The sequence below is a fragment of the Staphylococcus piscifermentans genome, from assembly GCF_900186985.1.
In the GTDB taxonomy this organism is placed as follows: Bacteria; Bacillota; Bacilli; order Staphylococcales; family Staphylococcaceae; genus Staphylococcus; species Staphylococcus piscifermentans.
This window is the reverse complement of sequence record NZ_LT906447.1, coordinates 1,802,978-1,816,105: the sequence shown is the minus strand read 5'-3', so window position 1 is coordinate 1,816,105 and position 13,128 is coordinate 1,802,978. Positions and strand designations below refer to the sequence as shown.

Below are 13,128 nucleotides of genomic sequence, written 5' to 3'. Positions count from 1 at the left end.
TGGGCTATCGCTTTTCTCTCTTATTTACGCTATAATATAAGGATGAATTTTTTAAGGAGTCGATAAAATGGCAGTGAAACAATTAGTACCGGCAAACAGCTCGAAGTTACGCGAACGTGCAGATGAAGTAAATAAGTTTGATAATAATTTAAAACAGTTATTATTAGATATAGAGGATACTTTGTACGAAACTGAAGCTTCTGCATTAAGTGCCCCGCAAATCGGCGTTTCACTGCAAGTCGCTATCATTGATATGGAAGCGGAAGGTTTGTTGCAGTTAATTAATCCGACGATTGAGCGCCAATCAGATGAAACAGTGACAGACTTAGAGGGCAGTGTTTCATTTCCAGATGTATTCGGGACGGTAGAACGCAGTCAGATGATAGTTGTTCAAAGTTACGATTTACACGGAAATAAGGTAGAATTAACTGCATATGATGATGTTGCACGTATGCTTCTGCATATTGTAGATCAATTGAATGGCATTCCTTTTACAGAAAAAATGGAAAAACAATTAACTGAAGAAGAATTGGAGGCGTATTTAGAAGATGAGTAGAGTAATATTTATGGGAACACCTGATTTCTCAACTAAAGTATTAGAAATGTTGATAGCTGAAGAAGATGTGATTGCAGTGGTGACACAGCCTGATCGCCCAGTTGGACGTAAACATGTGATGACACCGCCACCAGTGAAAAAGGTCGCATTAGAAAACGGTATTGAAGTATATCAACCAGAAAAAATTGCTCAATCAGACGACCTTCAAACGTTAATTGATATGAAACCAGATTTAATTGTAACGGCTGCGTTCGGTCAGATTTTACCGAAATCATTATTAGATGCTCCGAAACTAGGTGCAATCAATGTGCATGCTTCTTTACTACCGAAATATCGTGGCGGCGCACCAATTCATCAAGCTATTATTGATGGTGAGAAGGAAACAGGGGTCACAATTATGTATATGGCGCCTAAACTAGATGCTGGTGATATTATTTCACAACAAGCAATTGCGATTGAAGCTTCTGATAATGTGGAAACTATGCACGATAAATTAAGTTTCTTAGGTGCAGATTTATTGAAAAAAACATTGCCTGAAATCATCAATGGAACGAATGAGCGTATCGAGCAAGATGATGCTGAAGCGACTTTTGCTTCTAATATCAGCCGTGAAGATGAACGCATTGATTGGACACAGTCAGCAGAACAAATTTTTAATCATATCCGCGGTTTGTCTCCATGGCCGGTAGCTTACACGAAACTTGAAGATAAGAATATGAAACTTTTTGCAGCACGTATTGAAGAAGGGAAAAATGGCAATCCTGGCGAAATTCTAGAAACAACTAAAAAAGCTATTATTGTCGGCACAGGTTCTGATGATGCGATTGCTTTGACTGAAATTCAGCTTTCAGGTAAGAAACGTATGCCGACTGCTAATTTCTTGAGCGGCTATCAAGAGGACTTAGTCGGGAAGGAATTGAAATAATGCAGAATGTGAGAAGCTTAGCGTTTGAAACCTTAGAAGCAATTTTTCAAGATAAAGCTTATAGCAACTTAAAGTTGAATGAAGTGTTGAAAGCAAATGATTTAAGCAGAGCGGATAAGAATTTGCTTACAGAGTTAGTGTATGGAACAATCAAGAGAAAATTAACGCTTGAATATTATTTGAAGCCCTTTGTACAAACGAGAATTAAAGGGTGGATGCGTTATTTACTGTGGATGAGTATTTATCAGTATCGCTATTTGGATAAGGTTCCAGATCATGCCATTATTAATGAAGCAGTCGAGATTGCTAAGACACGTGGCGGTTTGCATAACAGTAAAGTAGTCAATGGTATCTTGCGCAATATGATGCGTTCTGAATTACCGAATCCTGCTGATATTAAAGATGATAAACAACGCATTTCTATTATGTATAGTGTACCGAAATGGATTGTGAAACAATGGATGACGCATCATGGCTTAGAAACAACTGAGCGTATTGCGGCTGCGATGCTTGAACGTCCTGGACAAACAGTACGCGTTAATCTCACTCGCAAATCAGTAGCCCAAGCGACACAACAGTTAGAGGACGAAGGATATACGGTTACTCAAGATACAGATATTGATTACTGTCTGCATATTTCAGGACGACCGGTAGCTGAAAGCCGTGCGTTTAAAGATGGTATCGTATCGATTCAAGATAAAAGTTCAATGTTTGTGGCTCAAATCTTAGCGCCGGCTGAGGACGAAAGTATCTTAGATGCTTGCAGTGCACCAGGCGGTAAAGCATGTCAAACAGCAGAATTGCTAGATGGAAGCGGGCATGTAGATGCGACAGATATTCATGAACATAAGATTGACTTGATTGACCATAACATTCGTAAATTGCGCTTGAAAAATATAGCAGCCTTCCAACATGATGCTACAAAGCCTTATCAAAAAGTATATGATAAAATTTTAGTGGATGCACCATGCAGCGGTTTAGGCGTACTGCGTCATAAACCGGAGATAAAATACGAACAAACACCTAATACAGTAGACGGTTTAGTCACTTTACAATTAGAAATCATGAATAATGTTAAAGATTTTGTAAAGCCGGGTGGCACTATCGTCTATTCAACATGTACAATAGAACAGATGGAGAACGAAAATGTAATTTATACATTTTTAAAACAAAACAAAGACTTTGAATTTGAACCATTCCCACATCCAACAACAGGAGAGGAAGTAAAAACTTTACAAATCTTGCCGCAAGACTTTAACTCAGATGGTTTCTTTATTACAAAGATTAGAAGAAAGGAAAATAAGTAATGATAACTACTCAAAAGAAGAAAAAGAATCGTTTTCTTCCTGATTTTGATAAACAATCAATCTATTCATTGCGTTACGAAGAAATGCAAGATTGGTTAGTAGAACACGGCCAACAGAAATTCAGAGCGAAACAAATATTCCAATGGCTTTATGAGAAACGTGTTGACAGCATCGATGAAATGACCAACTTATCTAAAGACTTGCGCGAGGTATTAAAAGATAACTTTACAATGACCACTTTGGAAACCGTTGTGAAACAAGAAAGTAGAGACGGTACCATTAAATTCTTGTTTGAATTACAAGATGGCTATACGATCGAAACAGTATTGATGCGTCATGAGTACGGAAATTCAGTATGTGTGACAACACAAGTAGGCTGCCGTATCGGTTGTACTTTCTGTGCTTCTACACTTGGTGGGTTGAAACGTAATTTAGAAGCAGGCGAAATTGTTTCTCAAGTCTTAACAGTACAAAAAGCACTTGATGAGACAGACGAACGTGTCTCTCAAATCGTAATTATGGGTATTGGGGAACCGTTTGAAAACTATGATGAAATGATGGACTTCTTGAAAATCGTCAACCATGATAATGGCTTGAATATCGGTGCACGCCATATTACAGTCTCAACTTCTGGCATTATTCCGCGTATTTATGATTTTGCGGATGAAGATATCCAAATTAATTTCGCAGTAAGTTTACATGCGGCTAACGATGAAATCCGTTCTAAATTAATGCCGATTAACCGTGCTTATTCTATTGAAAAATTGATGGAAGCTATTCAATATTACCAAGAAAAAACAAATCGTCGTATTACCTTTGAATATGGTTTATTCGGTGGTGTCAATGATCAATTAACGCATGCACGTGAACTTGCACATTTAATTCAAAATTTAAATTGTCATGTTAACTTAATCCCAGTAAACCATGTTCCAGAACGTAATTATGTGAAAACACCGAAAGAAGATATTTTCAAATTTGAAAAAGAACTCAAACGACTTGGTATTAATGCAACAATCAGACGTGAGCAAGGCTCAGACATTGATGCAGCTTGTGGACAATTGAGAGCGAAGAAACGTCAAGTAGAAACGAGGTAGAATCCTATGCTAAACGCACAATTTTTTACAGACACAGGACATCATAGGGAAAAGAATGAAGATGCAGGAGGCGTATTTTACAACCAAACCGAACAGCAATTGCTCATCTTATGTGATGGAATGGGCGGGCATAAAGCCGGAGAGGTTGCAAGTCAATTTGTGGTCAATAGAATTCAAGAATTATTCGAAGCAGAAAATCTTGTTGAAGAAGACCAAGCAGAAGATTGGCTGCGCACGACACTGCAGAAAATTAATAGAGAATTATACCACCATGCCTCTACAAACGAAGCATTTCGCGGCATGGGAACAACAGCCGTAGCAGCGCTGATCTTTGATAATCATGTAGTCATTGCCAATATTGGTGATTCACGTGCTTATTTAGTGAACAGCCGCAGTATTGAGCAAATTACGAGCGATCATTCTTTTGTTAACCACTTAGTGATGACAGGCCAAATTACTGAAGAAGAAGCATTTACACACCCCCAACGTAATATTATTACGAAAGTGATGGGGACGGATAAAATGGTAATTCCAGACGTTTATATTAAACGTATTAATTTTTATGATTACCTTTTATTGAACTCTGATGGTTTAACAGATTTCGTACGTCCTCATATCATACAAACGCAGTTATCAGAACCGCTTCCTCTAGAAGAGCAAGGAGAGACACTCTTGAATCTAGCGCAAGAGTATCACTCTACGGATAACGTCAGCTTCGTATTAGCTGAAATAGAAGGTGACAAGGTATGATGATCGGTTCAATAATCAATGAGCGCTATAAAATTGTTGAATTTCTTGGCGGAGGCGGCATGAGCAATGTCTACCTCGCTGAAGATTCAATTCTCAATCGCAAAGTTGCTGTAAAGATGATTCACATTGCACCACATGAAAAAGAGGAAATGATTCGCCGCTTTGAACGAGAAGTACACAATACCTCTCAGTTATCACATGAAAATATCGTCAATGTGATTGATGTTGGAGAAAACAACGAGTATTTTTATTTGGTTATGGAATATATCGAAGGGCCTACCTTATCTGAATATATTAAAACGCATGGACCGCTCAGTATTGAGACTGCAATTAACTTTGCCGAACAAATTCTGGACGGGATTCAACATGCCCATGAAGCGGGAATTGTACATAGAGATATAAAGCCGCAAAATATTTTAGTCGATCGTCATAAAACCTTGAGAATACTAGATTTCGGTATTGCAAAAGCTTTAAGCGAAACTGCTATGACGCAAACGAGTCATGTTCTCGGTACGGTACAATATCTGTCCCCAGAACAAGCGAGAGGTGAATCTACAGATATGACTACAGATATCTATTCGATCGGTATCGTCCTCTATGAAATGTTAGTAGGAGAACCGCCTTTTACTGGTGAAACTGCGGTAAGTATAGCTATTAAACATATTCAAGATGCCATGCCTAATGCGACAGATCAACGATCAGAAATACCACAGGCGCTTAGTAACGTCATTTTAAAGGCTACGGAAAAGAATAGAAATGACCGCTATCAAGATACAGAGAGTATGAAAAGAGATTTAAGCAGTGTACTTAAAAATTCAAGAGCGAACGAATCAAAGTACGTGTCTGAGGAAGCCACTGCAAAGACGATTGAAATTGATAAGGATGCGATTGCTAAGCAAGCGAGTCCTGGACCCGAAGCACAACGCAATGCATCGAAACAAGAAGCAGAACCGTTGAATGAAACGATGCAGATTCCTATTGTGGAGCAACAGAAATTCCAAGGAGGAGAAGGTCCGATTTATGAAATGCCGAAGAAAAAACGTTCGAAAAAGAAAAAGTTTTTCTTCGCACTCATCTTCTTCCTTTTACTTGCTGGTCTGATTACATTCTTAGCGTTCGGTATGTTTGGAGATAAATACATTGAGACGCCTGATTTAAGAGGAAAATCTGAAGCCCAAGCACAGCAGATATTAAAAGAACATCATATCAAAGTCGGGAAAACAACGAGAGCGTACAGCGATAAATATCAGGAAAATCAAATTGTCACTACTGATCCTGCGCCTGGCAAACGTGTTGCAGAGCATGGAACAGTCAATATCGTGCTTTCAAAAGGACCTCAAAAAGCGCATATGCCTAACTTATATGGTATGACAAAGGCAGACGCATTAGACGCCTTAAAGAAACTCGGATTTAAAAATATCTCAATTAACCAAGAATACTCTAAAACTAAACTTGAGCGCGGCTTGATTGAAAATCAAAATATTTCAGCTGACGCTTATGTGCCAATCAAAGACACGAATATCGCACTGACTGAATCTCTAGGTATTAAACAAGTTTATGTAAAAAATTATACAGGTGAATCCTATGACAAAGCTTCTAAAGAACTTATGCAAAAAGGCTTGAAACCTGTAAAAGAGAAAGAAGAAAAAAGCGATAAAATAGAAAAAGGCAAAATTATATCTCAATCACCTACAAGCAAGTCTGTAGATGAAGATTCAACTGTTACCTTTGTAGTATCATCAGGTAAAGAGGACAGTTCAGACAGTGAAAAAGATGAAGGTAAATCAGCAAGTTCTGATGACGTCAAACAAGTGACCGAAACGGTTAAAGTACCTTATTCTGGAAAAGATGGCGACAGTCAGAAAGTAGAAGTCTTTGTACGTGATAAAGATCATCCAGGTACTTCATCTTCACAAACTTATAATATTACAAGCAGCCGTTCAGTTTCGATTCCTTTAAAAATAGAAAAAGGCAAAACTGCGGGTTATACAGTGCGTGTCGATGATAAAATTGTGGCCGATAAAGATGTTGGATATTAAATATGTGGGAGCAAGAGCTGGGACAAAATAATGTCTCAGCTCTTGCTGTTTTAAAGACGCAGTAGCTATCTGGATAATTAAAGTACTTAGCCACGTTCCAATTATCCATATATTTCTCATATTCCTAAGAACATATAAATTGATGTCGATATTTTCGTTAATTAGCCAAACCTTTGATATAATGAGGAGAAGAATACGAACGTAATAAGAGAGGTGTCTCGGTGAGAACAGGACGTATAATAAAGTCGTTAAGCGGTGTTTATCGTGTGGATGCAGATAGTGAAATGTTTGACACGAAACCGCGCGGCTTATTCCGCAAGAAGAAATTTTCCCCGATTGTGGGAGATATTGTTGATTTTGAAATTGAAAATGTCACAGAAGGTTATATTCAGCATGTACATGAAAGACGAAACGAGTTGAAGCGTCCGCCTGTGAGCAATATAGATCATCTGATTATAGTGATGAGTGCAGTTGAGCCTGAATTTTCAACGCAATTAGTAGATCGTTTTTTAGTAATAGCACATTCTTATGGTTTGAATCCTCGCATTATTGTAACTAAAAAAGATATGGCTTCAGAAGCACAAATTCAACGCATAGAACAGTATCTAGCAATCTATCGCAAGATTGGATACTCTACACAATTTGTCGGCAAAGATGATAATATCGAAGCCATCTTTGATGCGTGGGGAAGCGGCTTGGCTGTGTTGAGCGGGCAATCCGGTGTCGGAAAATCTACTTTATTGAACGCTTATCAACCTGGTTTATCACTAGAAACGAACCAAATTTCAAAATCGCTTAATCGAGGAAAGCATACGACACGTCATGTAGAGTTATTTGAACGTAAAGGTGGCTTTGTTGCGGATACGCCTGGATTCAGTGCCCTTGATTTTGATCACATTCAAAAGGATGAAGTGAAAGATTATTTTTTAGAAATACAAGAGTATGGACAAGCATGCAAATTTCGTAACTGCAATCATATTAAGGAACCGAAATGCAATGTCAAAGCGCAAGTTGAAGCGGGCAATATTGCACAATTTCGTTACGACCACTATGTGCAGCTCTTCGAGGAAATTGCAAATCGAAAGGAAAGATATTAATGGTTAAAGTATACCCATCGCTGTTATCAGCTGACTTTTTAAATTTGAAATCAGAATTAGAAGCCTTAGAGAAAGCCGGAGTAGACGGTGTGCATTTTGATGTGATGGACGGTCAGTTTGTACCCAATATTTCCATTGGATTACCAATATTAGAAGCGGTAAATGCCGGCACTGATTTAACAATAGATGTACATTTAATGATTGAAGACCCTGAAAACTTTATTCCAGAATTTGCGGCTAAAGGAGCGGATATGATTTCAGTACATGCTGAAGCAACACCGCATATTCATCGTGCCATTCAACTGATTCATGCGCACGGTGCTAAGGCTGGCGTAGTGATTAACCCCGGAACATCAGTAGCCATGATTGAACCGATTCTGCATGATGTAGATTATGTGTTGATTATGACAGTGAATCCTGGCTTTGGCGGACAAGCATTTATTTCGCAAAATATTGATAAGGTCAGTGCGTTGCATGCTTTTAAAGAAAAGTACCAGTTAGACTTTGATATTGAAGTAGACGGCGGTATTAATGAAGTGACAGCTGAACAATGTGTAGATGCAGGTGCCACAATGTTAGTAACGGGCTCTTATTTCTTTAAACAAGATGATTACGGCAAGGTTGTCAAAGCCTTGAAAAGACAAGATAATTAAGTGATTGAACGGCAGGTGATGGGCATGAAAATCAATTTATTATGCGGGAATCGAAATCTTCCTGAAAATTTATTACAGACTAAAGCAGATGAAGCGTGGGGCGGCATTGACCGGGGGGCGTTAATTTTAATACAGCAAAATATCCAACCCGTCTTCTCACTAGGAGACTTTGATTCTGTGAATGACACTGAACGCTTAGAACTTAAAGAAAAGTTAGATATTCATCCGGTCAAAGCTGAGAAAGCAGATACTGATTTGGGACTGGGTGTGGCAGAAGCGGTTGCACGCGGTTATGATGACATCTCAATTTATGGAGCAACAGGTGGCAGATTAGATCATTTCTTAGGGGCATTGCAGTTGTTGCAAATTCCTGATTACTTGAAAAGAGACATTAAAGTTTCGCTTATAGATGACCAAAATGAAATTACTTATTTAAAAAAAGGGATACATCGCGTGGAAAAAAAGGATGCCTTTCCATACATTTCATTTATACCTGCGAAAGAAGATACGCTTATTTCGCTAAGAGGGTTTAAATATCCTTTAGACCAAGAGAAGCTATATCAAGGTTCGACTTTAACCATTTCTAATGAAATAGACGAACCTGTGGCTGAGATTGAAATTGAAGTGGGTGCCTTAATTTGTATACGCAGCCATGATAATCGGTAAATGAAAAAGGATGAAACAATCTTTAATTGAATTGTTTCATCCTTTTATTTTGATTCAAAGAACATTAATAATACCTCGCGTTCAGCAATATAGTGCAGTCATTTCTGCGTCATACGTTTCCTCTGGCATAATCGCACTTTTACGTTTTATACCGATGTCTTCTCTGATAATACCGTTTCTAGTTTTAGAATATTTTTTAACTTTCGCTTTGAATTTAACACGTTGATGCAAGAAGTCCTCAGCTAATGTATAATACTTATTTTTCTCATGCAGCCACAAATGATCGGTTTCAATGCCGTTAATCGTCACATCTTTTAACAATATTTTGACATTTGATTTTGTGGTACTATAACGGTCAAGTTTGTTAATGAGCAACACTTCTTTAATGACTCCAGTCACTGTAACTTTTTTGTTGAGAAGCGGTTTAAGTTCTGTACGCGACATTTCAGCACCCCTTTTCTAAGTGAACTACTTTTATCATAGCATGTTAGTAGAGAAAAGTCGGTTAAAATGATTTGAATAATCTGAAAACTGAACGTTTATTATGAATGCATTCAATTTATTTATAAAAAATATACACAAAAAAACGACCCGCCACATACGAGTCGTTTTTCCTGTGCATATATTTATTAAACTCTAGTAACTTTACCAGATTTTAAAGCACGTGCAGAAACCCAAACTTTTTTAGGTTTTCCGTCTACTAGGATTCTAACTTTTTGAAGGTTAGCATTCCATCTACGTTTCGTAGAGTTTAAAGCGTGTGAACGACGATTTCCAGTCGATGCTTTACGACCTGTTACGTAACATTGTTTACCCATGAAAGTACCTCCTTTAATAAATATAAACACACTGACTTATGATATACTTTGTAAATTTAACACATTTAGAGCGAAATAGCAATAAAAAATTATAGCCATAGAAGATGTTTTCAGTTATTCTAAACAAAGTAGAAAGTATGATATAATTCTTAAATGTGTATGTATGCGTTTTATCTACGCTGCATGTATTGGAAAGATAAACGAATACAGGGTTTGCCAAACAATCCGGCATATTAAATAAAGGCATAGAACGCGATTTCATTATATAATAACAGTAATGATTGTAAGCCTTTATCCAGCAGCTTACCATACCTATCTTAAGGAGGAACAAATAATGACATTAGAAATTAACAATGAATACGGCAATATTGATGTTTCGAACGAAGTGATAGCTTCTGTAGTAGGCGGTAAAGCCGTAGAATGTTATGGTATTGTCGGAATGGCATCTAAACATCAAGTCAGAGACGGCATAGCTGAAATCTTAGGGCAAGAGAATTATGCACGCGGCATTGTTGTGCGTTCTAGTGATGCAGCAATCGATGTTGATATGTATATTATTGTAAGCTATGGTACCAAAATTTCCGAAGTTGCTAATAATGTGCAATCAACTGTTAAATATACTTTGGAAAAAACTTTGAGTTTGAAAGTAAATTCTATAAATATCTATGTACAGGGTGTACGTATAAATAATTACGGCAAGAAACATTAGGAGGAACACATAATGATCAGCAGAATAGATGGTAAATTATTTGCCGACATGGTAGTTCAAGGGGCACAGAATTTATCAAATAATGCAGAAATCGTGAATTCATTAAATGTTTATCCCGTTCCAGATGGCGACACGGGAACAAATATGAATTTAACGATGACTTCAGGGAGAGAAGAAGTCGAACAAAATGCATCTCAACATATCGGCGCTTTAGGAAAAACTTTTTCTAAAGGCCTATTAATGGGTGCACGCGGAAATTCAGGCGTTATCTTATCACAGATTTTCAGAGGCTTCTGCAAACATATCGAAGACGCCGAAACAATTGATGCCAAAACTTTTGCAGAAAGTTTTGAAGCAGGTGTAGATACAGCGTATAAAGCAGTCATGAAACCAGTAGAAGGGACAATTCTGACTGTTGCACGTGAATCAGCTGCTGCAGGTATTGAAAGCGCTCAACAAACAGAAGATTGCCAAGAAGTTTTAACAGCAATCATCACAAAAGGTGAAGAAGCACTTGAAAATACACCTAACCAACTTCCAGTACTAAAAGAAGTAGGCGTAGTCGACAGTGGCGGTAAAGGCTTGCTATGTGTCTATGAAGGCTTTTTGAAAGCGATGAAAGGTGAGAAAGTTGAAGCAACTTCACCTAAATTAGACACAGAAACTTTCGTGAATGATGATCATGATTTCCACGGCGTCATCAACACAGAAGATATCGTGTACGGCTACTGTACCGAAATGATGGTGCGTTTCGGTAAAGATAAGAAACCTTTTGATGAAAAAGAATTCCGTGAAGATATGGCCCAATTCGGAGATTCCCTTTTAGTTATTAACGACGACGAAATTGTGAAGGTGCATGTGCACTCAGAACATCCTGGCGATGTCTTCAACTATGGGCAGCAATACGGCGAATTAATTAAGCTGAAAGTTGAAAATATGCGTGAACAACATCGTAACGTTGTGAATAAAGAGAAATCAAAAGAAGAAAACACACAACCTGTCGAAACAGCAATTATTGCAATTTCTATGGGTGATGGAATTTCTGAAATCTTCAAATCCATGGGTGCCACTTCTATTATTAATGGTGGTCAAACGATGAATCCATCTACTAACGATATTGTGAAAGCCATTGAAGAATCTGGCGCTAAAAAAGCTATCATCTTACCAAATAATAAAAATATTCAAATGGCGAGCGATCAAGCTGCTAAAATTGTAGATATTGAAACTGTAGTGATTCCGACTAAGTGGGTTCCACAAGGCATTGCCGCATTATTCCAATATCTTCCAGACGCTTCATTAGAAGATAACAAAGCAACAATGTCTGAAGCGATTGAGCATGTTCAATCTGGCGCGATTACTAATGCTGTACGTAATACTACAATTGACGGCATTGATATTAAAGAAGGCGAATTTATGGGGCTTAAAGAAGGTAAGATTGTCGTAAGCAATCCGACCCAATTAGAAGCTTCTAAAGTATTGCTTTCAAAAATGGTTCAAGAGGATAGCGAAATTGTTACAATTTTAACTGGTGAAGATGCAGAAGCTGAAACAACTGAAGCATTGACAGACTGGTTAGAAGCTGAATATCCTGATGTTGAAATAGATGAACAAGTAGGTTCTCAACCTATTTATCCGTATTTATTCTCAGTTGAATAATTAGTACTTTCAGATTTAAATTCACTTGGAGTTTTGCACTCTAAGTGGATTTTTCTGTATAGAAAGGATTTATTTGTTTTTTTATAATTTTTAAATTCGTGCATTGAAGAGATGCTAATTGAATTAGAGAGATAATATAAGGTTTTAAATTTTTGCAATAATCAAAATTTAAAAGGAGTCAATATGAAATTTAAAAGTGTATTTGAAATTATTGGACCAACAATGATAGGGCCATCTTCTTCTCATACAGCAGGTGCTGTGAGAATTGGCCACGTTGCAAGTGCTTTATTCGGAGAACTGCCAGAACATGTTGATATATATTTATATGGTTCATTTATGGAAACTTATCGAGGCCATGGTACAGACGTAGCTTTAGTTGGAGGTTTGCTTGGCTACGAAACGGATGATGAACGCATTATCACCAGTTTAGCAACCGCAGCAGAACGAGAAATGTCTATCGAATTTATTGAAATGCAGGAAGAAAAGAAGTATCCGAATACGGTAGTGTTAGATTTGCAAAGAGCAGATAAACAACTTTCAATAGAAGGCGTTTCGATTGGAGGAGGTAAAATTGAGATTACCGCCATCAACAGTTTCCCAATCAGCTTGAGCGGCGATTATCCTGCTTTACTCGTCTTTCATCAAGATACTTTTGGCACTATAGCCAATGTAACACGCATACTCGGCAACGACAGTATCAATGTAGGAGCCATGCAGGTGAATCGTAAAGAAAAAGGCGATTCAGCATTGATGATGTGTGAATTAGATGAAAAACCGAAAGCTGCAATTATCAACGAAATACGTCAAGTCACTGGGGTGACAGCTGTCTTTTTAATGGAGAACAGTTGAGTCGGAGGA

Annotated in this window: 14 protein-coding genes; 12 read left to right on the top strand and 2 right to left on the bottom strand. The window is 37.8% G+C overall.

The annotated features are described in order from the left end of the window. Window positions 1-67: 67 nt before the first annotated feature. The 9 genes from CKV71_RS08400 (at window position 68) to CKV71_RS08360 (ending at window position 9,087) form a co-directional block, all read left to right on the top strand. Entirely contained in the window at window positions 68-556 is a 489-nt protein-coding gene (locus tag CKV71_RS08400) for a peptide deformylase (RefSeq protein ID WP_095105738.1), read from the top strand. Further along, window positions 549-1,481: a methionyl-tRNA formyltransferase gene (fmt, locus tag CKV71_RS08395; RefSeq protein ID WP_095105735.1), complete on the top strand. Its 933-nt coding sequence runs from the start codon at window positions 549-551 to the stop codon at window positions 1,479-1,481. The genes CKV71_RS08400 and fmt overlap by 8 nt, the downstream gene beginning before the upstream one ends. Continuing rightward, entirely contained in the window at window positions 1,478-2,788 is a 1,311-nt protein-coding gene (gene rsmB / locus CKV71_RS08390; protein ID WP_095105732.1) for a 16S rRNA (cytosine(967)-C(5))-methyltransferase RsmB, read from the top strand. The genes fmt and rsmB overlap by 4 nt, the downstream gene beginning before the upstream one ends. Then, complete coding sequence (rlmN, locus tag CKV71_RS08385; RefSeq protein ID WP_095105728.1) at window positions 2,788-3,882, top strand: dual-specificity RNA methyltransferase RlmN; 1,095 nt, start codon at window positions 2,788-2,790, stop codon at window positions 3,880-3,882. The genes rsmB and rlmN overlap by 1 nt, the downstream gene beginning before the upstream one ends. A gap of 6 nt (window positions 3,883-3,888) precedes the next feature. Further along, window positions 3,889-4,632, top strand: a complete 744-nt coding sequence (locus tag CKV71_RS08380) for a Stp1/IreP family PP2C-type Ser/Thr phosphatase (protein ID WP_095105721.1) — start codon at window positions 3,889-3,891, stop codon at window positions 4,630-4,632. Next, on the top strand, window positions 4,632-6,671 hold the full coding sequence (gene pknB / locus CKV71_RS08375) for a Stk1 family PASTA domain-containing Ser/Thr kinase (RefSeq protein WP_095107285.1): 2,040 nt from the start codon (window positions 4,632-4,634) through the stop codon (window positions 6,669-6,671). Before CKV71_RS08380 ends, pknB begins: the two co-directional genes overlap by 1 nt. A 221-nt stretch (window positions 6,672-6,892) precedes the next feature. Further along, window positions 6,893-7,768 carry a ribosome small subunit-dependent GTPase A gene (gene rsgA, locus CKV71_RS08370; RefSeq protein ID WP_095105718.1) on the top strand — a complete coding sequence of 292 codons (876 nt, stop codon included), beginning with the start codon at window positions 6,893-6,895 and terminating at the stop codon, window positions 7,766-7,768. Next, window positions 7,768-8,421: a ribulose-phosphate 3-epimerase gene (gene rpe / locus CKV71_RS08365; protein WP_095105715.1), complete on the top strand. Its 654-nt coding sequence runs from the start codon at window positions 7,768-7,770 to the stop codon at window positions 8,419-8,421. Before rsgA ends, rpe begins: the two co-directional genes overlap by 1 nt. Before the next feature lie 24 nt (window positions 8,422-8,445). Continuing rightward, window positions 8,446-9,087 (top strand): thiamine diphosphokinase, encoded by a 642-nt coding sequence (locus tag CKV71_RS08360; protein ID WP_095105713.1) that lies wholly within the window; start codon window positions 8,446-8,448, stop codon window positions 9,085-9,087. A gap of 81 nt (window positions 9,088-9,168) precedes the next feature. On the opposite strand, the gene CKV71_RS08355 is transcribed toward CKV71_RS08360, so the two are convergent. Both CKV71_RS08355 and rpmB read right to left on the bottom strand, forming a co-directional pair. After that, on the bottom strand, window positions 9,169-9,531 hold the full coding sequence (locus CKV71_RS08355; protein WP_095105712.1) for a hypothetical protein: 363 nt from the start codon (window positions 9,529-9,531) through the stop codon (window positions 9,169-9,171). 185 nt (window positions 9,532-9,716) lie between these two features. Beyond that, window positions 9,717-9,905, bottom strand: a complete 189-nt coding sequence (rpmB, locus tag CKV71_RS08350) for a 50S ribosomal protein L28 (protein WP_015900097.1) — start codon at window positions 9,903-9,905, stop codon at window positions 9,717-9,719. 334 nt (window positions 9,906-10,239) lie between these two features. Here rpmB and CKV71_RS08345 point away from each other — a divergent pair, with 334 nt between their 5' ends. The 3 genes from CKV71_RS08345 to sdaAB all read left to right on the top strand — a co-directional run bounded on the left by CKV71_RS08345 (window position 10,240) and on the right by sdaAB (window position 13,119). Next, entirely contained in the window at window positions 10,240-10,614 is a 375-nt protein-coding gene (locus CKV71_RS08345; protein WP_095105711.1) for an Asp23/Gls24 family envelope stress response protein, read from the top strand. Between the two features lie 12 nt (window positions 10,615-10,626). Further along, entirely contained in the window at window positions 10,627-12,270 is a 1,644-nt protein-coding gene (fakA, locus tag CKV71_RS08340) for a fatty acid kinase catalytic subunit FakA (protein WP_095105710.1), read from the top strand. 183 nt (window positions 12,271-12,453) lie between these two features. Continuing rightward, window positions 12,454-13,119 carry an L-serine ammonia-lyase, iron-sulfur-dependent subunit beta gene (gene sdaAB / locus CKV71_RS08335; RefSeq protein ID WP_095105709.1) on the top strand — a complete coding sequence of 222 codons (666 nt, stop codon included), beginning with the start codon at window positions 12,454-12,456 and terminating at the stop codon, window positions 13,117-13,119. Window positions 13,120-13,128: the final 9 nt, after the last annotated feature.